The 23,229-nt window shown below is 73.1% G+C and carries 21 protein-coding genes; 10 read left to right on the forward strand and 11 right to left on the reverse strand.

The window, feature by feature from the left end:
- Window positions 1–85: 85 nt before the first annotated feature.
- The 4 genes from FS793_RS03745 to FS793_RS03760 all read left to right on the forward strand — a co-directional run bounded on the left by FS793_RS03745 (window position 86) and on the right by FS793_RS03760 (window position 4,885).
- A complete protein-coding gene (locus tag FS793_RS03745) occupies window positions 86–1,180 on the forward strand; it encodes a GNAT family N-acetyltransferase (RefSeq protein ID WP_186329301.1) in 1,095 nt (364 codons plus the stop codon).
- Complete coding sequence (locus FS793_RS03750) at window positions 1,177–2,262, forward strand: GNAT family N-acetyltransferase (RefSeq protein ID WP_144718657.1); 1,086 nt, start codon at window positions 1,177–1,179, stop codon at window positions 2,260–2,262. The genes FS793_RS03745 and FS793_RS03750 overlap by 4 nt, the downstream gene beginning before the upstream one ends.
- A 141-nt stretch (window positions 2,263–2,403) precedes the next feature.
- On the forward strand, window positions 2,404–3,807 hold the full coding sequence (locus tag FS793_RS03755) for an aldehyde dehydrogenase family protein (protein ID WP_144718660.1): 1,404 nt from the start codon (window positions 2,404–2,406) through the stop codon (window positions 3,805–3,807).
- Window positions 3,808–3,859: 52 nt separating this feature from the next.
- Complete coding sequence (locus FS793_RS03760) at window positions 3,860–4,885, forward strand: acyltransferase family protein (protein ID WP_144718663.1); 1,026 nt, start codon at window positions 3,860–3,862, stop codon at window positions 4,883–4,885.
- Window positions 4,886–4,915: 30 nt separating this feature from the next.
- Here FS793_RS03760 and mutM read toward each other — a convergent pair whose 3' ends face one another.
- From mutM to FS793_RS03780, 4 genes are read right to left on the reverse strand one after another with little or no spacing between them, the layout of a single operon-like run.
- The gene (gene mutM / locus FS793_RS03765) at window positions 4,916–5,776 is read right to left on the reverse strand and encodes a bifunctional DNA-formamidopyrimidine glycosylase/DNA-(apurinic or apyrimidinic site) lyase (protein ID WP_144718666.1); all 861 of its coding nucleotides are present in this window, start codon (window positions 5,774–5,776) and stop codon (window positions 4,916–4,918) included.
- Between the two features lie 28 nt (window positions 5,777–5,804).
- The gene (gene rnc / locus FS793_RS03770; protein ID WP_144718669.1) at window positions 5,805–6,509 is read right to left on the reverse strand and encodes a ribonuclease III; all 705 of its coding nucleotides are present in this window, start codon (window positions 6,507–6,509) and stop codon (window positions 5,805–5,807) included.
- A complete protein-coding gene (rpmF, locus tag FS793_RS03775; protein WP_144718672.1) occupies window positions 6,509–6,712 on the reverse strand; it encodes a 50S ribosomal protein L32 in 204 nt (67 codons plus the stop codon). The genes rnc and rpmF overlap by 1 nt, the downstream gene beginning before the upstream one ends.
- A gap of 2 nt (window positions 6,713–6,714) precedes the next feature.
- Window positions 6,715–7,203 (reverse strand): YceD family protein, encoded by a 489-nt coding sequence (locus FS793_RS03780; RefSeq protein ID WP_144718675.1) that lies wholly within the window; start codon window positions 7,201–7,203, stop codon window positions 6,715–6,717.
- 129 nt (window positions 7,204–7,332) lie between these two features.
- On the opposite strand from FS793_RS03780, the gene FS793_RS03785 reads away from it, so the two are divergent.
- Window positions 7,333–8,817 carry an MFS transporter gene (locus tag FS793_RS03785; protein ID WP_144718678.1) on the forward strand — a complete coding sequence of 495 codons (1,485 nt, stop codon included), beginning with the start codon at window positions 7,333–7,335 and terminating at the stop codon, window positions 8,815–8,817.
- 18 nt (window positions 8,818–8,835) lie between these two features.
- On the opposite strand, the gene FS793_RS03790 is transcribed toward FS793_RS03785, so the two are convergent.
- Window positions 8,836–9,759 (reverse strand): DMT family transporter, encoded by a 924-nt coding sequence (locus FS793_RS03790; protein ID WP_260980003.1) that lies wholly within the window; start codon window positions 9,757–9,759, stop codon window positions 8,836–8,838.
- Between the two features lie 46 nt (window positions 9,760–9,805).
- Window positions 9,806–10,576, reverse strand: coding sequence for an SDR family NAD(P)-dependent oxidoreductase (locus tag FS793_RS03795; RefSeq protein WP_186329302.1), 771 nt, complete (start codon window positions 10,574–10,576; stop codon window positions 9,806–9,808).
- Between the two features lie 66 nt (window positions 10,577–10,642).
- Here FS793_RS03795 and FS793_RS03800 point away from each other — a divergent pair, with 66 nt between their 5' ends.
- From FS793_RS03800 to metX, 3 genes are all read left to right on the forward strand, one after another.
- Complete coding sequence (locus FS793_RS03800; protein WP_186329303.1) at window positions 10,643–11,812, forward strand: acyltransferase family protein; 1,170 nt, start codon at window positions 10,643–10,645, stop codon at window positions 11,810–11,812.
- The gene (locus tag FS793_RS03805; RefSeq protein WP_144718687.1) at window positions 11,793–13,175 is read left to right on the forward strand and encodes a bifunctional o-acetylhomoserine/o-acetylserine sulfhydrylase; all 1,383 of its coding nucleotides are present in this window, start codon (window positions 11,793–11,795) and stop codon (window positions 13,173–13,175) included. Before FS793_RS03800 ends, FS793_RS03805 begins: the two co-directional genes overlap by 20 nt.
- A 112-nt stretch (window positions 13,176–13,287) precedes the next feature.
- Window positions 13,288–14,484, forward strand: coding sequence for a homoserine O-acetyltransferase MetX (metX, locus tag FS793_RS03810; RefSeq protein WP_144718690.1), 1,197 nt, complete (start codon window positions 13,288–13,290; stop codon window positions 14,482–14,484).
- Window positions 14,485–14,654: 170 nt separating this feature from the next.
- Here the strand turns inward: metX and FS793_RS03815 are convergent, their stop codons facing one another.
- The 4 genes from FS793_RS03815 to FS793_RS03830 form a co-directional block, all read right to left on the reverse strand.
- Entirely contained in the window at window positions 14,655–15,800 is a 1,146-nt protein-coding gene (locus tag FS793_RS03815; protein ID WP_144718693.1) for a glycosyltransferase 87 family protein, read from the reverse strand.
- A gap of 29 nt (window positions 15,801–15,829) precedes the next feature.
- On the reverse strand, window positions 15,830–16,867 hold the full coding sequence (locus FS793_RS03820; protein WP_144718696.1) for a hemolysin family protein: 1,038 nt from the start codon (window positions 16,865–16,867) through the stop codon (window positions 15,830–15,832).
- Window positions 16,864–18,186 (reverse strand): hemolysin family protein, encoded by a 1,323-nt coding sequence (locus tag FS793_RS03825; RefSeq protein ID WP_144718699.1) that lies wholly within the window; start codon window positions 18,184–18,186, stop codon window positions 16,864–16,866. The genes FS793_RS03820 and FS793_RS03825 overlap by 4 nt, the downstream gene beginning before the upstream one ends.
- Before the next feature lie 188 nt (window positions 18,187–18,374).
- Window positions 18,375–19,808, reverse strand: coding sequence for a GuaB1 family IMP dehydrogenase-related protein (locus FS793_RS03830; protein ID WP_144718702.1), 1,434 nt, complete (start codon window positions 19,806–19,808; stop codon window positions 18,375–18,377).
- An 81-nt stretch (window positions 19,809–19,889) separates the two neighbouring features.
- On the opposite strand from FS793_RS03830, the gene FS793_RS03835 reads away from it, so the two are divergent.
- On the forward strand, window positions 19,890–21,020 hold the full coding sequence (locus tag FS793_RS03835; RefSeq protein WP_144718705.1) for an epoxide hydrolase family protein: 1,131 nt from the start codon (window positions 19,890–19,892) through the stop codon (window positions 21,018–21,020).
- On the opposite strand, the gene FS793_RS03840 is transcribed toward FS793_RS03835, so the two are convergent.
- Window positions 20,999–22,549, reverse strand: coding sequence for a bifunctional 3'-5' exonuclease/DNA polymerase (locus FS793_RS03840; RefSeq protein ID WP_186329304.1), 1,551 nt, complete (start codon window positions 22,547–22,549; stop codon window positions 20,999–21,001). The genes FS793_RS03835 and FS793_RS03840 overlap by 22 nt on opposite strands.
- 138 nt (window positions 22,550–22,687) lie before the next feature.
- Here FS793_RS03840 and FS793_RS03845 point away from each other — a divergent pair, with 138 nt between their 5' ends.
- Window positions 22,688–23,194, forward strand: coding sequence for an HNH endonuclease (locus FS793_RS03845; protein ID WP_144718711.1), 507 nt, complete (start codon window positions 22,688–22,690; stop codon window positions 23,192–23,194).
- Window positions 23,195–23,229 lie beyond the last annotated feature (35 nt).

Genomic DNA, 23,229 nt, shown 5'->3' on the forward strand with positions numbered 1-23,229 from the left:
CCGACCGGGCATGTTGCCGCGCAGGCGGGCCGCGGCTACGCTGCAAGGCTGCCCTGCGACCGCGGTGCGGCGAGAGGGCACGACCATGACCGTCGAGGTGCGCACCGTCGACCTCCCCGATGCCGCCGACGAGGTCGGCGAGCGCGGCGACCGCTTCCGCCGCCATCACGCGTTCGCGACCCGCGTCTCCGACGCCCGGTACGCGCCCGGCGCCTTCGACCTGCGCCCCGACGAGCGGCTCGCCGCCTGGGCGTCGTCGCCCAGCGAGCGCCACGTGCGGCTCGAGGCCGTCGACGGCGACCGTCTGCTCGGTGCAGCCGACCTGTGGCTGCCGCTGTCGGAGTCGACCGACGTGCTCGACGTCGGCACGGCGTCCGACCCCGAGCTCGAGGCGGCGCAGGCGCGCGACGTGCATCGCGCGCTCGTCGCGCACGTGCTCGCGCTGGCGGATGCGCAGGGCCGCACGGTCGTGATGGGCGGCTCGCCCGGGCTCGCGTCCGCGCCCCCTGGCAGCGCCCTCGTCGCCGCCGCCACGGGCTTCGGCGCCGCCGATCCCTCCGACCCCGAGGCGGCGCCGCTCGTCGAGGCGGGCTTCGCCCTCGAGCAGGTGTACCGCGTCAGCCTCGTCGACCTCGACGCGCTGCCCGACCTGCCCGAACGGCTCGCGGCAGCCCGCGAGCGGTCGGCGGGCTACCGCGTGCTCGCCTGGGAGGGGCCCACGCCGCCCGAGCACCGATCTGCGATCCGCGGCCTGCACGAGCGGATGTCGACGGACGCGCCCGTCGGCGACCTCGCGCTCGAGCCCGAGACGTGGAGCGACGAGCGGCTCGCCGCGTTCGAGGAGCAGAAGGCGCGCGGCGGGCGCACGATCCGCACCGTCGCGGCGGCGACCGCCGACGGCGAGCTCGTGGGCTTCTCGCGCCTCTTCGCCGGCGACAGCGACGTCGCGCGCCAGCACGACACCCTCGTCGTGCGCGAGCATCGCGGCCACGGGCTCGGCATGCTCCTGAAGCTCGCGAACCTCGCCGAGCTCGCCGCGCACCATCCGCACCACCGCCGGGTGAGCACCTGGAACGCCGAGGAGAACCGGCCGATGCTGGCCACGAACGAGGCGGTCGGCTTCGCGCCGATCGCGTACGAGGCCGTCTGGCAGCGACGGCAGCGAGAGGAGCAGCCATGACGATCGAGGTCCGCGAGCTCGCGGTGCCCGCCGCGTACGACGACGGCACGCAAGAGTGGGCGACGTTCGCCGAGATGGTCGAGGTGCGCAACGCCGTGCTCGCGCACCGGTGGGGCGGCGATGCGTCGCACGCCATCACGGCACGCGAGGCGTACGGCACGGCATCGAGCCAGGACGACGAGCGGCTCGTGTACCTGGGCGGCTGGCTCGACGGCAGGCTCGTCGCGCGCGGCTTCGTCGAGCTGTCGCGGCACGAGGCGCTGCACATCGCCGGGGTCGACGTGCTCGTGCGGCCCGACGCCCGACGCCGCGGCGTCGGCACGGCCCTGTGGCGCACGATCGAGGGCATCCTCGACGCCGACGGCCGCACGACCGTGCAGGCGTGGGTCGACCACCGCACGGGCGACGGACCCGTGCTCGAGGCGCCCACGGGCTTCGGCAGCGTGCCGCGCGACGCATCCGAGGTGCGGTTCCTCGAGAACCTCGGCTTCCGCCTCGAGCAGGTCGAGCGCATGAGCGAGCTGCGCCTCGACGAGGCGATCGAGCAGCTCGAGCGCCTGCGCACCCAGGCGCTCCCCCACGCTCGCGGCTACGCCATCCGCACCTGGACGGGGCGCACGCCGCCCGAGCTGCTCGAGCAGCTCGCCGTGCTGCATCAGCGCATGTCGACCGACGCGCCCGCCGCCGGCCTCGATCACGAGGAGGAGGCGTGGGATGCGGGCCGCGTGGAGCGCATCGAGGAGATCGAGGAGCGGCGCGGACGCGAGATGCTGCGCGCCGTCGCGATCCACGAGGCGACCGGACGGCTCGTCGCGTTCACGACGCTCGTCGTCGCGAGCCCCGACCGCCCCGTGTACCAGCACGACACGCTCGTGCACGGCGAGCATCGCGGCCATCGGCTCGGCATGCTCGTGAAGATCGCGAACCTCCTGGCGCTCGCCGAGCGCATCCCGCGGGGCGCGCGCGTCCTCACATGGAACGCCGAGGAGAACCGGCCGATGCTCGGCGTCAACGAGTCGCTCGGCTTCCGCGCGATCGGCTACGAGGGCGCGTGGCAGCTCGTGCGAGCGGACGCGCCGTGACGGTCGAGGTGCGGCTCGACGCAATGGCCGACCTCCACGTGCTCGAGACGGCGGCGCCGCCGCGTGCCGCCGGCGACCGCGTCGCACCGACGCCCGGCGGGACACAGGCTGCACAGGGCGGCGACGCCTAGCATCGTCGCCATGCCGAAGGCTCCCGCTCCTGCCGCGTCATCCGTGTCGCCGACCCTCGCCGCCGACCTGCGCGAGGCCGTGACGAGCGGCCGCACCCGCCCGGCGGCATGGCGTCGCGCCCAGCTCGACGCCCTGGTGCGCATGCTCACGCAGAACCTGTCGCTGTGGGAGCGCGCGCTCGCCCAGGACCTGGGCAAGTCGGCCGACGAGGCGCACGTCAGCGAGGTCGCGCTCGTGCTCGACGAGGCGCGTCACGCACGCGCGAACGTCGCCAGGTGGATGCGCGCCAAGCCCGTGCTCGCGCCGCTCGCGCTGCAGCCGGCGCTCGCGCACGTGCGGTCCGAGCCGCTCGGCGTCGCCCTCGTCATCGCTCCGTGGAACTATCCGCTGCAGCTGCAGCTCGCGCCGGTCGTCGGCGCGCTCGCTGCGGGCGACGCCGTCGTGATGAAGCCGTCGGAGCTCGCGCCGGCGACGGCGCGGCTGCTCGCCGAGCTCGCGCCCGCCTACCTCGACGAGCGCGCCGTGCGCGTCGTCACGGGCGGCGCCGACGTCGCCTCCGCCCTCCTCGAGCAGCGGTGGGACCACGTCTTCTACACGGGCGGCGAGCGCGTGGGCCGCATCGTGGCGCACGCGGCGGCGGAGCACCTCACGCCGGTGGTGCTCGAGCTGGGCGGCGCGTGCCCCGTCTGGGTCGACCGCACCGCCGACCTCGCCGTCGCCGCTCGCCGCATCGTGTGGGCGAAGCTGCTCAACGCCGGCCAGACGTGCGTCGCCCCGAACCACGTCTTCGTCGACGCGTCGGTGCGCGACGCCCTCGTCGCCGAGCTGCGCGCAGCCATCGCCGAGCAGCATCCCGTGCCTCGCACCTCGCCCGACTACTCCCGCATGGTCTCGCAGGCGCACCTCGAGCGCGTCGCCGAGCGCCTCGGCGACGGCACGGCGATCGTCGGCGGCGAGGTCGACGCCGCTGCCCGCTACGTCGCGCCGACGCTGCTGGGCGACGTCGCGCTCGACGCACCAGCGGTCACGGAGGAGACGTTCGGCCCGATCCTGCCGATCGTGCCGCTGGCAGGCGCGGACGCGTTCGTCACGCTGCAGCACGAGCGCCCCAAGCCGCTCGCGCTGTACGCCTTCGGCGACCGCGCCGTGCTCGACCGTCTCGAGCGGGAGACGACGTCGGGTGCGTTCGGCCGCAACGTCGCCGTCGCGCACGTCATGGTGCGCGGCCTGCCGTTCGGCGGCGTCGGTGCGAGCGGCCACGGCTCGTACCACGGGCGCCGCTCGTTCGACCTGTTCAGCCACGCGAAGGCCGTGCTGGCGAAGCCGACGCACCCCGAGACGCTGTCGCTCGTCTTCCCTCCGATCACGGACGGGAAGCGCGAGGTCATCCGCAGGCTGCTGCTGCGCCGATGAGTCGCGCCGGCGATGGCGCTACGGTGGACGTGAGCCCTCCTCACGCATCACGATGATCCAGCACGCCGAGCACCCGCCCGCCACCGCGGCCTCCGCTGCCCCTGTCCGCGCGAGGGCCAAGCAGCGGCACCTGTGGATGGACGGCCTGCGCGGCCTCGCGATCGTGCTGATCGTCGAGCTGCACGCGTCGGCGATCATGCGCATGCACGGCATCAACCCGTCGCCGATCCTCGAGTGGTTCGACGTCGCGGTCTACCCGTTCCGCATCCCGCTGCTCATGCTGCTGTCGGGCATGCTGCTGCAGGCCTCGCTGTCGAAGGGGCCGCGCCGCTACCTCGTGGGCAAGGCGCGCACGATCCTCTGGCCGTACGCCGTGTGGTCGCTGCTGCTCGTGCTCGCGTACGACTTCGTGCCGTGGTCGACGCTGCTCGACGCCATCGTCGCGCCGTCGAGCCACCTCTGGTTCCTGCACGCGCTGCTCATCGCGTACCTCGTCGCGCTCGCCGTGCGCCGCGTGCCCACGTGGATCTCGTCGCTCGGCGCCTTCGCGGCGGCCGGCGTCGTCGCCCTCGTCGACCTGCCGATGTGGGCGATGCACCTGCAGCCCGAGCGCATGCTCATGATGCTCGGCTACTTCCTCGCCGGAGCGGCGCTGCGCGAGCGATGGGACGTCGTCGAGCGGTGGATGCGGCGGACGTGGGTGCTCGTGGCGCTGCTCGCGGCCGCGGCGACGCTCGTCGCGCTCTCGATCGCGCCGACCATCCGCGTCTCGTACACGATGGCCGAGTACGCGCCGCTCGTGCTCGCCGGGGTGCTCGCCCTCGTCGCCGTCGCGATCCGGCTGCGGTGGACGTCGCCGCCCGCGCGAGCGCTGCGCGCCATCGGCCGCGACTCGATCGTCTTCTACGTCACGCACTGGTTCGTGCTCATGGCGCTCGTGTGGCCGCTGTGGCTCGTGCCCGACTTCGTGCCGCTCGACGTGCAGGTGCTCGCCGTCGCGACGTCGCTGCTCGCCGCCGGCGCCCTCGCGTGGCTGTCGCACCGCGTGCGCGCCGTCGGGCTGCTGTTCCGCATCTGACGCGCGCCTCGCGCGATCGTGCGCGTCGGCTCAGGCGAGGCCGCGCGGACGCCGCTGGCACCGCGGGCAGCGGTACGACGAGCGGTTCGACCACGACTCGCGCACGATCGGCGTGCCGCAGCGCGCGCACGGCCGCCCCTCCTGGCCGTACGCCTGCAGGCTGCGCGAGAAGTAGCCCGACTCGCCGTTGACGTTGACGTACTGCGCGTCGAACGACGTGCCGCCCTCGGTGAGCGCACGCTCGAGCACGCCCTGCACCTCGGCGAGCAGCTCGCGCGCCCGGCCCCGCGTGAGGCGCTCCGCAGGCGTCAGGTAGTGCAGGCGGGCGCGCCACAGCGCCTCGTCGGCGTAGATGTTGCCGACGCCCGACACGAGCTGCTGGTCGAGGATCGCCGCCTTCACGCCCTGCCGACGCATGCGCAGCCGGGCGACGACCGCATCCGCGTCGAAGTCGGGATGCAGCGGGTCGAGCGCGATGTGGGTCGCGTGGTCGGGCACGCCGTCGACGAGCGGACGCACCGACATGGAGCCGAAGATGCGCTGGTCGGCGAAGTGCACCGCGAGGGTGCCGTGCAGCGGATGCTCGAGCAGCAGTCGTACGCGCGTATGCCGATCGAGCGGCGCGCCGGGCTCGCGCAGCAGCACCTGGCCGGACATGCCGAGGTGGATCGAGAGGGCGCGGTCGTCGTCGAGCGGCACCCAGAGGAACTTGCCGCGACGCTGCGGCGTCGCCATCGTGCGGCCGAGCAGCGTCGCCTCGAAGTCGCGTGCGCCGGAGTCGTGGCGGGCGACGGAGCGGTCGTCGAGCACCTCGACGCCCGCGACGGTCGCGCCGTCGACCGCGGGGGCGAGGCCGACGCGCACGACCTCGACCTCGGGCAGCTCAGGCACGGCGCACCTCAGGCACGGCGGAGGCCGCTCACGCGTCGACGGCGTCGTGCAGCTGCGTCCACGCCGTGAGCGCCGCGGACATCTCGGCGGCCTTCTTGCTCGTGCCCTCGCCCGTCGCGATCGGCTCGCCATCGAGGCTCACCGTCGCCGTGAACGTGCGGGCGTGGTCGGGGCCGGTCGCGTCGATCGCGTACTCGGGGCTGCCGCGCTCGAGGCGCGCGGCCAGCTCCTGCAGGTGCGTCTTGGGATCGAGTGCCGCGCCCGAGCGCTCGGGGTCGTCGAGCAGCGGTCCGACGAGGCGCAGCACGAGCTGCGCCGACGCCTCGTGGCCGAGGGCCAGGAACGCAGCGCCGAAGATCGCCTCGAGCGCGTCGGCGAGGATCGACGACTTGTCGCGACCGCCCGTCGTCTCCTCGCCACGGCCGAGCAGCAGGTGCTGCCCGAGTCCGATGGTGCGCGCGACGTCGGCGAGCGCGACGGTCGAGACGACGCCGGCGCGACGCTTCGCGAGCTCGCCCTCCGACACGTCGGGGTGCCGGTCGAACAGCTCGATCGTGATCGCCTGCCCGAGGATCGTGTCGCCGAGGAACTCGAGGCGCTCGTTCGTCGGGATGCCGCCGTGCTCGAACGCGTACGAGCGATGCGTCAGCGCCAACGCCAAGAGCTCGGGGTCGATGTCGACCCCGAGCTTGGCGTGCAGATCGGCGTGGGCGTCCACCCGATCAGACGTCATCAGACGTCGGCGACCTTGCGGCCCTTGTACTCCATGAAGAGCGCCGTGCCAGCCGAGTCCTCGACCACGCGTGCGCGGTGCGGGAGGCTGTAGACGGTGCGGCCGTTCTCGACGGTCTTCACGAGCGTGGGGACCGAGGCCTTCCACTGCGAACGGCGCGAGTGCGTGTTGGCACGCGACTTCTTCCGCTTGGGAACTGCCATTGCTACTCCTTCTCGGGCGCGCGCGTCTGCGCGGCCTCATCGTCATCGAGGAGTCCAGCCAGGGCAGCCCATCTCGGGTCGAGCTGCTCGGGCGGGCTCCATTCCGTCCCAGGCGCGAGTCGCTCCCCCGTGATGGGGTCGAGACCTGCGCAGTCAGGCCGGTCGACGGGGTTGAACGGCAGTGCCAGCACCACCGCATCCCGGACGACCTGCTCCAGGTCGATGGCGTCATCGACCACCTGGAACTCGGAATCCTCCGAGCGATCATACGCGAACAGCTCGATGAAGTCGACTTCGACAGGCAGGCGGAATCGCACCAGGCATCGAGAGCACTCGGCATCGGCCGTGACGCTCGCGACCCCGGTGGCGAGGATGCCCTCGTGCACGCTCTCGAGGCGCACGTCGATCGCGACGGTCTCGGAGGTCGCCACGGCGGCGAGCCCCTCTCCGACGCGGTCGTCGAATGCGGCCTCGATCGCGTGCTCGCGCATCTGGCCCGGCTTGCCGACGAGATCGCGGATCCCGATCTGGAAGGGCGTTGCATGTGCGGACACGGTCCCAGCCTACGAGGCCGCGCGCCCTTCCATGTGCACCACGGCAGCGCGTGCGAGGATGCGCGCATGGTGAGGGGCACGGCGTTGCGAGGATCGTCGCTGCGGACCGCGATCCCGGTGGCACTCGTCGGCTGGCTCGTGTGCGTCGAGCTCGTCAGCGGCATGCTGCAGGGCTACTACGTCACGATCTCGACCGAGATCGCCCGCCACCTGTCGATCGCGGATCCCGACCTCAACTGGTTCGAGGCGGGGCAGCTGCTGCTGTCGGCGCTCATGGTGCCGGTGCTCGCGAAGCTCGGCGACATGCACGGCCACAAGAAGGTGCTGCTCGGCTCGACGGTCGTCGTCGCGGGCGCGAGCTGGTGGATGGCGTTCGCCGGCGACTTCTGGAGCTACCTGATCGCGTTCTCGCTGCAGGGCATCTACGCCGTCTGGCTGCCGCTCGAGATCGCCCTGATCTTCGACCGCGGTCGCCGCACGGGTCGTGCGGCGTCGGAGACGCGGCGTGCGGCGGGCCTGCTCGTCGTGGGCCTCGAGACCGGCGCGATCCTCGGCGCGCTCGGCGCGGCGCGCGCGCACGCGGCGTTCGGCGAGGCGATGGTGCCGACGCTGCTCGTCCCCGCGGCGTTCGTGACCCTGCTGCTGCCGGCGATCTGGTTCGGCGTGCCCGAGTCCGAGCCGCTCCCCGACCGCTCGCTCGACGCCGTCGGCTTCTCGCTGCTCGCGCTCTCGCTGCTCACGGTCACGTCGGGCCTCACGTTCCTGCGCCTCATGGGCGCCGGCTCCCCCGTGCCGTGGATCCTCGTCGGCGTGGGCCTGCTGCTCGTGCTGCCGTTCGGCAGGTGGGTGCTGCGTCGCCCCGATCCCGCGATCGACCTCCGCGTGCTGCGACAGCCCGAGATGTGGCCCGTGCAGCTCACCGCCGGCCTCGTGGGCGTGAGCCTGCTCGGGGCGCAGACCCCGCTCGCGACGTACGCGGGCACGGATCCCGACGAGGTCGGCTACGGCCTCGGGCTCGACGCGGGCGGCCGGTCGATCGTCATCGGCGTGTACCTGCTCGCCCTCATCGTCGGCGCGATCCTGCTCGCCGCGCTGTCGCGCCGCATCCGCCCGCGGCTGCTGCTCATCGCGGCGGCAGCCCTCGTCGGCGTCGGCTACCTCGCGCTCGTCGCCTTCCACGGCTCGCTCGTCGAGGTGCTCGCGTGCCTCGTCGTCGCCGGCATCGGGTGCGGTGCGCTCGTCGGCGCCATGCCCGCTGCGGCGGCCGCCGCGGCGCCACGCGGCCAGACCGGCGTCGCGACGGCGCTCACGAACACGACGAAGACCATCGGCGGCTCGTTCGCGTCGTCGATCTTCGCGATCGTGCTCGCCGCAGGCGCCGTGGGCACGGCGGCGTCGATCGGCGGCTACGTGACCGTGTGGATCGTCTGCGGCGTCACGGCGCTCGTCGCGGCCGCAGCGCTCGTGGCCGTGCCGCGGCTCGCCTTCGCGGATCCCGAGCCCGTGCCGGACGCCGCGGAGGAGCCGCCCGCGGCGACGCCTGCGCGCTGACGCGCACGGCTCCTCCGACTACGGCGCGACGACCTCGCGAGCGCGACGCCGCGGGCGGATGCGCGAGATCGTCACGCCGCCGAGGGCGAGGGCGCCGCCGAGGAGCGCGAGCAGCGTCGGCACCTCGCCGAGCACGAGCCAGGCGATGAGCGTCGCGAGCGCGGGCACGACCAGCGTCGTGGCCGCGGCAGGGCCGGCGCCCGAGTGCTGCAGCACGTACGCCCAGGTCGAGAACGCGATGGCCGTCGAGCCGATGCCGAGCGCGAGCGCCGCCACGATCGCTCCCGTCGACGCCGTCTGCAGCTCGACGACCGCCTGCGGCGCGAACGGCAGCGTCGCCAGCAGCCCCGCCGCGCATCCCACCCACGTCGCCGCGACCGGCTCGACGGTGCGCAGCGCGACCTTCTGCGTGAGCACGCCCGCGGCGTAGAGCACGGCGGCGAGCAGCCCCAGCGCGATGCCGAGGCCGTCGATCGTGGGGGCGCCGCGCGAGCCGAGCGCGATGAGCACGACGCCCGCGAACGCCACGACCAGGCCGACGACGAGCGGCCGGGGGAAGCCCTCGCCGAACGTGAACCCGGCGACGACGGCCACGAGGAGCGGTGCGACGTTCACGAGCATCGCCGCCGTGCCGGCGTCGAGGTGATGCTCGGCCCAGTTCAGCACGACCGTGTAGGCCGCGAACCAGAAGACGCCGTAGGCGACCACGAGCACGAGGCCGCGCCCTCGCGGGAAGGCGGGTCGCACGACCGCGGCGATGACGAGCAGCACGGGCAGCGCCGACGCGAGGCGCACGAGCGCGAGCGGGCCGGGCGACAGCTCGTCGCCCACGGCACGGATCGCCACGAACGCGAACGCCCACAGCAGCACCGTCACCGCCGCGGCGACGAGCACGAGCGGGCGACCGGCAGCGGAGGCCGAGGAGGAGGAGGGCGACGTCACCCGCTCATCGTCCCGCGCACCACCGACGCGCGCGGGCATCCACCCGTCAGGACTTGGCCTGCAGCGGCCCCCGGTGCACCATCCACGCGTGCGTCTGCGCGACGGGCTTGATGACGACCTCGTCGATCGAGACGTGGCCGGGCAGCGCGAGCGCGTCGGTCATGACCTGGGCGACGTCGTCGGCCGTCAGCGGATCCTGCACGCCCTCGTAGACGGCGTCGGCCTTCGCCTGGTCGCCCTCGAAGCGCACGAGCGAGAACTCCTCGGTGCGCACCATGCCTGGGCGCACCTCCATCACGCGGATGGGCTCGCCGTGCACCTCGAGGCGCAGCACGTCGACGAGGGCCTTCTCGGCCGCCTTCGCCGCGTTGTAGCCCGAGCCGCCGACGTAGGGCGTCGTCGCGGCGATCGACGTCACGACCTGGATGGAGGCGTACGTGCCGCCCGCGGTCGACGCGCGCAGCTGCGGCAGCAGCCCCGTCAGCACGCGCTTCGTCGACAGCACGTTCATGTCGAACATGCCCTGCCAGTCGTCGAGCGTCGTCGCCGGGATGGGCGCGGACCCGAGCGCGCCGCCCGCGACGTGCACGAGGCCGGTGGCGCCGAAGGCCGTCGCGGCCTCGACGAGGCGCGCGACGTCGTCGTCGCTCGTGAGGTCGGCGACGAGCGTCTCGCAGCCCGTCTCGGCGGCGAGCGTCGCGAGACGCTCCTCGCGGCGCGCGACGCCCAGCACGCGCCAGCCGCGCCGTGCCGCGTGCACGGCCACCGCCCGTCCGATGCCGCTCGATGCTCCCGTGACGACGATCCGCTGCTCCATGACCCCATGCAACCACGGCGTGGCAAGCGGTCGAGCCGACGTCGCGACCGCTGCCAGGATGACTGCGTGACCGACGCCGCCCCTGCGAAGCCCAAGCGACGCGTCCCCTACTGGGACAACGCGAAGTGGCTCGCGATGATGCTCGTCGTCGTGGGGCACACGATCCAGCCGATCGCGCTCGACAACGACCTCGCGCTCGTGCCGTACCTCGTGATCTACGCGTTCCACATGCCGTTCTTCGGCGTCATCTCGGGCTACTTCACGACCGACAAGCCCGGGGCCAAGCAGTACGGCCGCGTCATCGGCGACCTGCTCGTGCCGTACCTCATCTTCGAGACCATCTGGTCGGTCATCGACTCGCTCGTCACGGGCACGCCGTCGTTCAACCCCGTGACGCCGTCGTGGACGCTGTGGTTCCTGCTGGCGCTCGCAGGCTTCCGCGTCGTGCTGCCCGTGCTCGCACGACTGCGCTGGCCGCTGCTGTGGACCGTGCTCCTCGCGATCGTCATCGGCTACTTCGACGACGTCGACCAGACCTTCTCGATGATGCGCGCGATCCAGATGCTGCCGTTCTTCGTGCTCGGCTGGGAGCTGCGCAGGCGCGACGTCATGCGCGGCTGGTTCGACCGGTCGAGCGTCGTCGGCCCGCGCGTCGCCGCCGTCGCGGTGTTCGCGATCGTCGCGGCGGTCGTGGCGCTGCTGCCCGACCTGTGGCGCGAGCTCGCCATCCGCCACTGGCTGTTCCTCGACCGCGCGTACGCCGAGGTGCCCGAGATCGGCGACGGCGGCGTCGCCTGGTACTACGGCACCGTGCGCCTCGCGATCATGGCGGTCACGACGATCCTCATCGCCGCCGCGCTCGTCCTCGTGCCGCGCCGCCGGACGTTCTTCACGGCATGGGGCGCCGCGACGATGTTCATCTACCTGCTGCACACGTTCGTGCTCTACTGGCCGCGCGAGTTCGACTGGCTGCGCGACGTGGCGAACGAGTGGTGGGCGCTGCCTGCGACGCTCGTCGCGGGCTTCGCCATCACGGTGCTGCTCTCGACGAAGCCGGTGCGCGTCGCGACGCGCTGGCTCGTCGAGCCGAACGTGCGGTGGCTCATGCGCAGGCGCGACAAGGACGACGAGGCGACGCGCACCGGCGCGATGCCGACGCAGCGCGCGGCAGCATCCGAGGCGACCGCAGCCCCAGCATCCGCCCCGACTGTGACGGATGGTGACGCGGCGCGTTGAGGCGCCGCGTGCACCATCCCTACGGTCGAAGCACGACGGCACCGAGGAGGCAGCCATGAGCGAGTGGGCATTCGAGACCAAGCAGGTCCACGCGGGCGCCCAGCCCGACCCGACGACCAACGCGCGCATCACGCCGATCTACCGCACGACGTCGTACGTCTTCAACTCCACCGAGCACGCTGCGAGCCTGTTCGGCCTGTCGGAGTTCGGCAACATCTACTCGCGCATCATGAACCCGACGCAGGACGTCGTCGAGCAGCGCGTCGCGGCGCTCGAGGGCGGCACGGCAGCGCTGCTCGTGTCGTCGGGCCAGGCCGCCGAGACGTTCGCGGTGCTGAACATCGCCCAGGCGGGCGACCACATCGTGTCGTCGACGTCGATCTACGGCGGCACGTACAACCTCTTCAAGTACACGCTCGGCAAGCTCGGCATCGAGGTGACCTTCGTCGAGGACCAGGACGACCTCGACGAGTGGCACCGCGCCGTGCGCCCGAACACGAAGCTGTTCTTCGCCGAGACGATCGGCAACCCGCGCATCAACATCCTCGACATCGCCGGCGTCTCGTCGGTCGCGCACGAGGCCGGCGTGCCGCTCATCGTCGACAACACGATCGCGACGCCCTACCTCATCCGTCCCCTCGAGCACGGTGCCGACATCGTCGTGCACTCGGCGACGAAGTTCATCGGCGGCCACGGCGCCGTCATCGGCGGCGTCATCGTCGACGGCGGCCGCTTCAGGTGGTCGGAGTCCGACCGCTTCCCCGGTCTCACCGAGCCCGACCCCAGCTACCACGGCGCCGTCTTCGCGCAGGCGGTGGGCGACGAGATCGCCTACGTCATCAAGGCCCGCGTGCAGCTGCTGCGCGACATCGGCGCATCCATCTCGCCCGACTCCGCGTGGCAGATCCTGCAGGGTCTCGAGACCCTGAGCCTGCGCATCGAGCGCCACGTCGAGAACGCCGAGCGCATCGCCGTCTTCCTCGAGCAGCACCCGGCCGTCGCGAGCGTCAACTACGCGAGCCTCGACTCGAGCCCCTACAAGGGGGCCGCCGACCGCTACGCGCCGAAGGGCGTCGGCGCCGTGCTGTCGTTCGAGCTCGTCGGCGGCGTCGCCGCGGGCCGTGCGTTCGTCGAGTCGCTGCAGCTCTTCAGCCACCTCGCGAACATCGGCGACGTGCGCAGCCTCGTCATCCACCCCGCGTCGACGACGCACTCGCAGCTCACGCCCGAGCAGCAGCTCACGACGGGCGTCACGCCCGGCCTCGTGCGCCTGTCGGTGGGCATCGAGAACGTCGACGACCTGATCGCCGACCTCGCCGCCGGCCTCGAGGCCGTGCAGGCGACGAACCGCGCCGCCGCGTAGCGCCACGACGGATGCCCCGGGCCCACGACGGGCTCGGGGCATCCGTCGTGCGCGCCGCCGACGCTCGTGAGGGATGTCGTAACACGCCCCCGCGACCGGGAAGGATGGATGCATGGACTGGCAGCTGAGCGACGACGTGCAGCCGTCGGCCCGCGTCCCCGCGCATCTGCTGCTCGATCCCACGCCCGTGCCCGTCACCGGCGCGTGGCGGCCGGGCGACGACCCCGGCGAGCGCCGGTTCGCACGCATCGGCGACCTCACGACCGAGCACGGCGCGACCATCCCGTCGACGGTCGTCGCCTACGAGACGTGGGGCAGCCTCAACGAGGCGCGCGACAACGCGATCCTCGTCAACCACGCGCTCACGGGCGACAGCCACGTCGTCGGCGCCGCAGGCCCCGGCCATGCGACGAGCGGCTGGTGGGCGGGCGTCGTCGGCGCCGGCCTGCCGCTCGACACCGATCGCTGGTTCGTCGTGGCCCCGAACATGCTCGGCGGCTGCCAGGGCTCCTCGGGACCGGCGACGATCGGTCCCGACGGTCGCGAGCTCGGCTCGCGCTTCCCCCGGGTCACGATCCGCGACCAGGTGGAGGCGCAGCGCCGCCTCGCCGACCACCTCGGCATCGACCGCTGGCACGCCGTCGTCGGCGGCTCGATGGGCGGCATGCACGTGCTCGAATGGGCGGTGACGCATCCCGAGCGCCTGGGGAAGGCCGCGGTGCTCGCTGCGCCGCCGATCTCGAGCGCCGACCAGATCGCGCTGAACGGCCTGCAGCTCGAGGCCGTGCAGGCCGACCCCCACTGGCTCGGCGGCGACTTCTACGACCAGCCCGACGGCCAGGGCCCGCACAAGGGCCTCGCGCTCGCGCGCCGCATGGCGATGGTGAACTACCGCTCCCCCGACGAGCTCAATCGCCGCTTCGGCCGCGGCTGGCAGTCGTCGGTCGACCCCGACCACGGGGGTCGCTACCAGGTGGAGTCGTACCTCGACGTGCACGGCAACCGCTTCACGCGCCGCTTCGACGCGGGCAGCTACGTGCGGCTCGTGCTCGCGATGTCGTCGCACGACCTCGGTCGCGGCCGCGGCGGCGTCGAGGCTGCGCTCGCCCGCATCACGGCGGAGACGCTCGTGGTCGGCATCGACTCCGACCGCCTCTTCCCCGTCGCCGACCAGCAGCGCATCGCCGCCGGGCTCTCGGCGTCGGTGTCCGGCGCATCGCCGGTCGTGCTCGAGAGCGAGTTCGGCCACGACGGCTTCCTCATCGAGACGGATGCCGTGGGCGCGCTGCTGCGAGCGCTCGTCGGCTGACGCGCCCACCAGCTGGTCGAGGAGCGCGCGAGCCCGTGGGCGAGCACGCGTCACGAGACCACGCGACCGCCGCTCCTGCTCGGCCGCGCGCACGGCCGCGTCGAGCGAGCAGGTCACGTGGCCTCGTGACGGCTGCAGCCTTCGGCTGCGGCCTCCTCGACCAGCTGGGGTCAGCGAGCCGGCGCGACCTGCCGCGGCAGGCGCACCAGGCGCCACGCGGCGAGCGCGAGCAGCACGACGTAGCCCGCGTTGCGCAGCGTGAGCACGAGCAGCCCGATCGCCTCCTGCCCCACGACCTCGCCGTAGAGCCACGGGTAGCAGAGCTGCGTGAGGCCGCACAGCACGACGATGACGGCCACGCCCTCCCACGCGCGGATGCCGACGAGCAGCAGGGCGGGTGCGATGAGCCAGATGGCGAACTGCGGCGAGCCGACGGGGTTCGTCACGATGAGCGCGGCGACCATCGCGGTCGCGAGCCACGCGCCCGCCGCGTCGCGATCGACGCCGCGGCGCACCGCGAGCACGCCGAGCGCCGCGACGAGCAGCGTCACGACGACGAGCACGGGGGTCGCGACGGCTGCGACGGCATCCGCCGCCTCGGTCTGCAGCTCGTACGTCAGCTGCACGTCGTCGTAGCCGAGCGGTGCGCCCGCCCAGTGGAACGGCGTCGCGAGCACGGCCTCAATCTGCAGGCCGCGCTCGCCCTGCCACGTGAGGAACGACAGCACGTTGCCGCCCGAGCCCAGCGCGAGCGCCGTGAGCATGACGACGGCGGTCACGCCCGCACCGACGGCGAGCGTCACGAGACGGCCCGGGCGCACGACGAGCTGCGCGATCCACAGCACGCCGGGCCAGATCTTCGTCCACGCGCCGACGGTGAACGCCAGCGCGGCGAGCGCGTGCCTGCCCGACCACGTCGCGACGACGCCCGCGATCGCGATCGGCATCGTGATCGAGTCGATGCGGCCGACGACGATGGGACCGAGCAGCGCCATGAGCGCGAGCCACGTCCACGCAGGCGCCACGCCCCTCGGATGCCGCAGCAGCAGCCAGAATGCGATGCCGTCGAGCACCGTCACGACGACGAGCCACGTGCCCGGCAGGGCTGCGGCGCCGGCGACCGCCGACGCCGCGATCGGCAGCCACGCGAGGATCGGGTACACCCACGGCTCGTCGATGCCCACGACGTCGCCCTGCTCGGCACGCCACACCCACCAGGGGTAGACGCCGCGCACGTCGCCGAACGCCGTCGACACCTCCGGGTGGTTCAAGGCCGCGACGAGGCCGTGGACCGCCATGAAGGCGGCCCACAGCATCCAGGGCGAGCGCAGCGGCGCGCGGACGGTCAGCTCAACCGCCTCGTGGCGTCGCGGACCTCGCCGACGAGCTCCTCGATGCAGTCCTCGAGGAACAGCACGCCCGTCGTCGCGCCCGACTGGTCGAACGCGCGCGCGACGTGGCTGCCCGACGAGCGCATCCGCTGGATCGCATCCTCGAGCTCGCCGCCCGCGTAGAGCGATGCGAGCTGGCGGATGCGCTTCGCGGGGATCTGCGCCTCGGGGTCGTCGGTCGTCAGCACGTCCTTGAGGTGGATGTAGCCGGTCGGCTCGCCCGCCTCGTCGACGATGACGTAGCGCGAGAAGCCGTGCTCGCGCACCGCCGCCTCCACGTCGTCGGTCGTCGCCTCGTCGCTGAGCGTCACGAGCCCGTCGAGCGGGATCGCGACGTCGCCGACGGTGCGCTCGGTGAACTCGAACATCTTCGAGATCGCGCCCGTCGGGTCGACGAGCAGCCCCTCGCGCTTCGACGTCTCGACGATCGTCTCGACCTCGTCGAGGGTGAACGCGCTCGCCGCCTCGTCCTTCGGCTCGACGCGGAACAGTCGCAGGATGTGGTTCGCGATCCAGTTCATCACCCAGATGACGGGCTTGAAGACGCGCGAGATGAGCACGAGCGGCGGCGCGAGCAGCAGCACGGCCGCCGTCGGCAGCGTGAACGCGGCGTTCTTCGGCACCATCTCGCCGAACACGACGTGCAGGTACGTGACGATGAGGATCGCGAGGCCCAGCGCGATGCCGTCGACGGCGATCTCGGGCAGGCCGACGGCGCCGAGCGGCACGGCGAGCAGGTGGTGGATCGCCGGCTCGCTCACGAGCAGGATGAGCAGCGAGCACACCGTGATGCCCAGCTGGCACATCGCCAGCATGAGCGAGACGTGCTCCATCGCCCACAGCGCCATCTTCGCGGCGCGCGAGCCGCGCTCGGCCCGCGGCTCGACCTGCGAGCGCTTCGCGGAGATGACGGCGAACTCGGCGCCGACGAAGAACGCGTTGACGACGAGCAGCACCACGAGCCAGATCAGGCCCACCCAGTCGGAGCTCATCGGGCCACCTCCTCGGACTCGGTCCGCACGACGTAGCGGATGCGGTCGATCCGTCGGCCGTCGAGGCGCTCGACGCGCAGCACGCCGCCGTCGATCGCGACCTCGTCGCCGACGACGGGCAGGCGGCCGAGCTCGGCGACGACGTAGCCGGCGACCGTCTCGTACGGGCCGTCGTCGGGGATCTCGACCGCGGCGCGCTCGCGCAGCTCGTCGGGTCGCAGCAGGCCGGGGAACGCGACCCATCCGGGCGCGCGCACGATCTCGGGCCGCAGTCGGTCGTGCTCGTCGCTCACCTCGCCGACCATCTCCTCGACGAGGTCCTCGAGCGTCGCGAGGCCGGCGGTGCCGCCGTACTCGTCGACGACGATCGCCATCTGGTAGCCGCGCTCCTTGAGGTCGGCGAGCAGCTGCGGCAGGCCGACGGTCTCGGGCACGCGGTGCGGCTCCTCGGCGATCGCGAGCACGGGCACGTCGGCGCGGCGGTCGCGCGGCACCGAGACGGCCTGCTTGACGTGGGCGATGCCGACGACGCGGTCGAGGTCGTCGTCGATGACGGGGAAGCGCGACAGGCCGGTCGTGCGCGAGAGCTCGAGCACGTCGGCGACCGTGCGCTCGCGGTCGATGGCCTCGACGCGCGGGCGGGGCGTCATGACGTCGCCTGCCGTGAGCTCCGAGAAGCGCAGCGTGCGCGAGAGCAGCGTCGCCTGGTCGGCGTCGAGCAGGCCCTCCATGGCCGAGCGGCGCACGAGCGACGACAGCTCGTCGGCGGTGCGGGCGCCCGAGAGCTCCTCCTTCGGCTCGATGCCGATGGAGCGCAGGATGCCGTTGGCCGAGCCGTTGAGCAGCAGCACGGCGGGCTTCATGACGAACGTGAAGGCCCGCTGGAACGGCGTGACGATCTTCGCGGTCCGCAGCGGCACCGCGAGGGCGAAGTTCTTGGGCACGAGCTCGCCGACGATCATCGACAGGAGCGTCGCGATGACGATGGCGATGGCGAGCGAGATGCCGGGCGCGATCTCGTCGGGGATCCCCCAGCCCTCGAGCACGGGCGCGAGGAGGTGCGAGATCGCCGGCTCCATCGTGTAGCCCGTGAGGAGCGTCGTGAGGGTGATGCCGAGCTGCGCGCTCGAGAGGTGGGTCGACGTCTGCTTGAGGGCCGCGATGACGCCGGGGTGGCTGCCCTCGCCGCGCTCCTGCTGCGCCTCGAGCTCGGAGCGGTCGAGGTTCACGAGCGAGAACTCGCTGGCGACGAAGTACCCGGTGCCGACCGTGAGCACGACGCCGATCAGGATGAAGAGCCAGGGCAGCTGCTCGATCATCGGAGGCGTCCGATGCGCAGCAGGGCATGGTGACAGGGGCTGGGGCGGGTGCCGCGGTGCCGGTCAGGGCTCGGGCCGGTGCCCCAAGGACTATGGTGCTCGTCGCTCACCGCAGCATCGTACAGCCGCGCGGCGCACGGATCGCCGCGCGCTCGCCGTGGGCGATCACCGCGTGGAGGGCACGCCGATCACCACGACACCGGCAGCGCCTTGCCCTCCTCGTAGCCCGCCGCCGACTGCACGCCGACGACGGCGCGCTCCCGGAACTCCGCGATCGACGACGCACCCGCGTACGTGGCCGAGGAGCGCACGCCCGACGTGATCATGTCGAGCAGGTCCTCGACGCTCGGACGGTTCGGGTCGAGCAGGATCGTCGACGACGAGATGCCCTCGGCGAAGAGGGTCTTCGTGGCGAGCTCGAAGGCGGGCAGGTCGCCGAAGCGGCCGCGCACGGCCTTCGTCGACGCCATGCCCCAGGACTCCTTGTAGAGGCGGCCCTGCTCGTCGCGCTGCAGGCGGCCGGGCGCCTCGATCGTGCCGGCGAACCACGAGCCGATCATGACGCTCGACGCGCCGGCGGCGAGCGCGAGCGCGACGTCGCGCGGGTAGCGCACGCCGCCGTCCGCCCAGACGCGTGCGCCGAGGCCGATGGCCTCCTCGGCCGTCTCGAGCACCGCGGAGAGCTGCGGACGACCGACGGCCGTCATCATGCGCGTCGTGCACATGGCGCCGGGGCCGACGCCGACCTTGAGGATGTCGGCGCCCGCCTGCACGAGGTCGCGCACGGCGGACGCCGTGACGACGTTGCCCGCGACGATCGGCACGTCGACGGCGCCGCGCACCGCCTCGATCGCGCGCAGCATGCCGCCCTGGTGACCGTGGGCCGTGTCGATGACGACGACGTCGGCGCCGGCGTCGACGAGCGCGCGCGCCTTCGCGGCAGGGTCGCCGTTGATGCCGACGGCGACGGCGACGCGCAGGCGTCCCTCGGCGTCGAGGGCCGGCTGGTAGAGCGCCGAGCGCAGCGCGGTGCGGGGGCTCACGGTGCCGAGCACGCGGCCGTCGTCGACGACGGCGGCGAAGTCGACGCCGCGCGCGTGCACGGCGTCGAACGCCGTGCGGGCGTCGACGACGTCGGCGGGAGCCAGCGGCTCGATCGTGCCGTGCAGGAGGTCGCCGATGCGGGCGTCCGGCAGCGCGTGCCCGAGTCGCCGCGCGCCGATGGCGCCGACGTAGACGCCGTCGCGCACGACGACGATGCCGTGCCCCTCGACGGCCGGCACGCGCAGCAGCACGTCGGCCACGAGCTCGTCCTCGGTCGCGAGCTGCGCCGACGCGAGGTCGACGGGCTGCTCCTTGACCCACGCGATCGCCGCGATGGTCTCGTCGAGGTCGTGGTCCTGCGTCAGCACCGCGAGGCCGCCTCGGCGCGCGAGCGTCGCCGCGAGCAGCGGGCCCGTGACGGAGTTCATGTTCGCCGCGACGATCGGCAGCGTCGCGCCCGTGCCGTCGTCGGGGGCGAGGTCGACGGCCATGCGGCTGCCGACGTCCGACCGGCTCGGCACGAGGAACACGTCGGAGTAGGTGAGGTCGTGCGGAGGCGGCGGCTGCAGGAAGCGCATGCCTCCACGCTACGCCGCGCGCCGTCGCGCGGCGGCGCATGTCCGCCACGAGCGTGGGAGGTCGGTCGTAGCGTGCACCGCATGGAGCCGTTCACCCTGCACGTGCCCGATGCCGAGCTCGCCGACCTGCATGCGCGGCTGCGCGCGACGCGGCTGCTGCCCGACCAGCAGGGCGCACCGCACGTCGGCATGACGAGCGACTACCTCGCCGAGCTCGTCGCGTCGTGGCTCGAGCTCGACTGGCGCGAGCGCGAGCGGTGGCTCGCCGCGCATCCGCAGGCGATCGCGGAGATCGACGGCGCCCGCATCCACCACGCGCATCTGCGAGCAGCCGACACCGACGCCCCGGCGCTGCTGGTCCTGCACGGCTGGCCGCACACGTTCGCGCTGCAGCTCGACCTCGCCGAGCGGCTGCCCGACATGCACGTCGTCGTGGCGAGCCTGCCCGGCTTCGGCTTCTCGACGCCGTTCGCGGAGGGTCCGATGGGCGAGCAACGGCTCGCCGACGCGATGCACGACCTCATGACGCGCGTGCTCGGCTACCGCACGTTCCTCACCTACGGCGAGGACGTGTCGGCGAACGTGAGCGACCGCATCGCGTCGTCGTACCCGGGCTCGGTCGCCGGCATCGTCGCGACGCACGCGCACTTCCCGACCGAGGCCGAGCGCACCGAGCTCGTCGACCCCGACGCTCGCGCGTTCTTCGAGCGGCTCGCCGCCGACGCACCGTTCGCCAGCGCGTACGCGCACGCGCAGGCGACGCGGCCCGACACGCTCGCGGTCGGGCTCAACGACTCGCCCGCGGGGCTGCTCTCCTGGATCGTCGAGAAGCTCGTCGAGTGGAGCGACACGCCCGCCGGCGATCCGCGGCTCGTCGAGCGACGCATCGCCAGGGAGCGACTGCTCACCGAGGCGTCCATCTACTGGTTCGGGCAGTCGATCGGCACGTCGTTCCGTCCCTACTTCGAGTCGGTCGACGACGGTCCGATCGCGCCGGTCGAGGTACCGGCCGCCGTGCACGTGCAACGCCACGAGGCCGACTACCCCGAGTCCCTGGCACGCGGCTTCTACCGCGACCTTCGCACGTTCGAACGTCTCGAGCAGGGCGGCCACTTCGCGATCGCCGAGGTACCGGATGCGATGGCCGCGCGGTTCCGCGCGTTCGCGATCGCCCTCGGGCTGCTCGCGGCTCAGTCGCCCGCGGAGCCGTAGTCGTCGACGATGCGCGCGTCGACGGGGAACGTGATGGGGAACGAGCCGAAGAGCATGCGACCCGCGCCCGTCGCTGCCGCGCGGATCTCGTCCGCGACCGCCTCCGCGCGCTCGGCGGGGGCGTGCACGATGACCTCGTCGTGGAGGAAGTAGACGAGCTCGCCGCCGCCGGCGCGCAGGCTGCGGCGCAGCAGCGCCATCCAGCACAGCGCCCACTCCGCCGCCGAGCCCTGCACGACGAAGTTGCGCGTGAAGCGGCCCCACGCCCGTTCGCGCGAGACGGCATCGCGGTCGGCGATGCCCGAGCGCGCCGGGGGCATGGGCGCGCTCGTGCGGCCGAGCCACGTGCGCACGACGCCGCCGCGCTCCCCCGTCGTCGCCGCGTCGTCGACGACGCGCATGGCCGTCGGGTACGCCCGCCGCAGCGCGGGCACGAGCCTGCCGGAGTCGCCCGAGGTGCCGCCGTAGAGGGCGCCGAGCATCGCGACCTTCGCCTTGGGGCGCGACTCGACGACCCCGTCGTCGACGAGGCCCTCGTACAGGTCGCCCACGGCGGCCTCGGCGAGGGCCTCGTCGCGCGCCATCGCGGCGAGCACGCGCGGCTCCAGCTGCGCGGCGTCGGCGACGATCAGCCGCCAGCCCGGATCGGCCACGACGGCGCCGCGCACCTGCTTCGCGATCTGCATCGCGCCGCCGCCCGCCGTCGCCCACCGGCCCGTCACGACGCCGGCGGGCACGTACTCCGCGTGGAAGCGCCCGTCGCGCACCCACTCGTCGGCCCACTGCCAGCCGTTCGCCGTCCACAGCCGATAGAGCCGCTTGTAGGCGACGAGCGGCTCGACCACGGGATGGTCGATCTCGCGCAGCTCCCACCGCGACGTCGAGCGCACGTCGAGGCCGGCGCCGCGCAGGGCCCGCAGGAGCTCGGGAGCCGAGTCGATGCTCACGTGCTGGCCGAGGATGCGGTCGACGTCGTCGGCGAGCGCCTGCAGCCGAGCGGGGCGGCCGGCGATGGGTCGAGGCCCCAGCGCGTCGGCGAGCAGCCGGTCGTGCTCGGCCGGCGACCAGGGCAGCCCGACGTGCAGCAGCTCCTCGGCGATGAGGGCGCCCGTCGACTCCGCGGCGAGCAGCATCCGCATCGACGCGTCGTCGCCGACCGCCGCCTCCTGCCGCGCGAGCTCGGCCACGAGCGCATCGACGGGCTCCGGCGCCTCGTCCATCGAGAACAGCGCGCCGTCGGGCGCGCGCAGCCGTCGCAGCCAGCGTGCGTCGAGCGGCATGCGCCCCGCGTCGGCGAGGATGCGGTGGCTCAGCCGCAGGTCGCGGGCGCGCTCGACGGCGACCCCCGCCGCGAGCAGCACGGGCGCGACGCGCGTCGAGTCCTGCCACACCCAGCGCGGGCGCTCGGGCTCGAGCGCCGCGACGGCCTCGGGCAGGGCATCGGTCGCGTGCCGGTCGCGCACGGCGCCGTCGTCGCCGACGACCGCGACCTCCCATGCCTCGCCGACCGGCGCGATCACCGCATCCACGACCCTCACGCTAGGCGGCGCCACCCACGTCTCCCGACCGCCGCGAGGGGACACGCCCGGTGAACACGCCGTGAACGCATCCGCGCAATGCCGTGATTCCGAACCCCGCGTGGTGCACGATGGGGTCAAGGAGGCGCGATGCAGGCCCAGGTGGTGGTGCTGAACGCGACGCTCGAGCCGATCGGCGTCGCTTCCCTGCAGCGCGCTGTCGCCTTCGTGGTGAAGGAGCGCGCGCAGATCATGCTCGCGTCGGAGGGCACGATCCGCTCCGAGAGCTTCGAGATGCCCGTGCCGAAGGTCGTCGTCTTCAACGACTACGTGGCGGTGCCGCACACGCGCATGTACGACCGCATGCCCTGGACGCGGCGCGGCGTGCTCGAGCGCGACCGGCGCCGGTGCGCCTACTGCGGCGGCTCCGGCTCGACGATCGACCACATCCAGCCCGCGTCGCGCGGCGGCGCGTCGACGTGGCTCAACACCATCACCGCATGCGTCGACTGCAACGGCCGCAAGGGCAATCGCACGCCTGCGGAGGCGGCGATGCCGCTGCAGTTCGAGCCGCGCGTCGTCTGGCGCCGCGAGGTCGTGATGCTCGCCGTCGAGGCGGCCGGCGTCGACCTCGTCGCGCTCGGCCTCGCTCGGTGACAGAACGTCCAGAAGGCGTCCAGCGCCATCTTCGG

It is taken from the genome of Agrococcus jejuensis, from assembly GCF_007679035.1.
Taxonomy (GTDB): domain Bacteria; phylum Actinomycetota; class Actinomycetes; order Actinomycetales; family Microbacteriaceae; genus Agrococcus; species Agrococcus jejuensis_A.

Coding starts and splice junctions, on each gene's coding strand:
- FS793_RS03745 (WP_186329301.1), top strand. CDS start 86: ATGACCGTCGAGGTGCGCACCGTCGACCTCCCCGATGCCGCCGACGAG.
- FS793_RS03750 (WP_144718657.1), top strand. CDS start 1,177: ATGACGATCGAGGTCCGCGAGCTCGCGGTGCCCGCCGCGTACGACGAC.
- FS793_RS03755 (WP_144718660.1), top strand. CDS start 2,404: ATGCCGAAGGCTCCCGCTCCTGCCGCGTCATCCGTGTCGCCGACCCTC.
- FS793_RS03760 (WP_144718663.1), top strand. CDS start 3,860: ATGATCCAGCACGCCGAGCACCCGCCCGCCACCGCGGCCTCCGCTGCC.
- rnc (WP_144718669.1), bottom strand. CDS start 6,509: ATGACGTCTGATCGGGTGGACGCCCACGCCGATCTGCACGCCAAGCTC.
- rpmF (WP_144718672.1), bottom strand. CDS start 6,712: ATGGCAGTTCCCAAGCGGAAGAAGTCGCGTGCCAACACGCACTCGCGC.
- FS793_RS03780 (WP_144718675.1), bottom strand. CDS start 7,203: ATGCGCGAGCACGCGATCGAGGCCGCATTCGACGACCGCGTCGGAGAG.
- FS793_RS03785 (WP_144718678.1), top strand. CDS start 7,333: ATGGTGAGGGGCACGGCGTTGCGAGGATCGTCGCTGCGGACCGCGATC.
- FS793_RS03795 (WP_186329302.1), bottom strand. CDS start 10,576: ATGGAGCAGCGGATCGTCGTCACGGGAGCATCGAGCGGCATCGGACGG.
- FS793_RS03805 (WP_144718687.1), top strand. CDS start 11,793: ATGGTGACGCGGCGCGTTGAGGCGCCGCGTGCACCATCCCTACGGTCG.
- metX (WP_144718690.1), top strand. CDS start 13,288: ATGGACTGGCAGCTGAGCGACGACGTGCAGCCGTCGGCCCGCGTCCCC.
- FS793_RS03815 (WP_144718693.1), bottom strand. CDS start 15,800: ATGCTGTGGGCCGCCTTCATGGCGGTCCACGGCCTCGTCGCGGCCTTG.
- FS793_RS03820 (WP_144718696.1), bottom strand. CDS start 16,867: ATGAGCTCCGACTGGGTGGGCCTGATCTGGCTCGTGGTGCTGCTCGTC.
- FS793_RS03825 (WP_144718699.1), bottom strand. CDS start 18,186: ATGATCGAGCAGCTGCCCTGGCTCTTCATCCTGATCGGCGTCGTGCTC.
- FS793_RS03830 (WP_144718702.1), bottom strand. CDS start 19,808: ATGCGCTTCCTGCAGCCGCCGCCTCCGCACGACCTCACCTACTCCGAC.
- FS793_RS03835 (WP_144718705.1), top strand. CDS start 19,890: ATGGAGCCGTTCACCCTGCACGTGCCCGATGCCGAGCTCGCCGACCTG.
- FS793_RS03845 (WP_144718711.1), top strand. CDS start 22,688: ATGCAGGCCCAGGTGGTGGTGCTGAACGCGACGCTCGAGCCGATCGGC.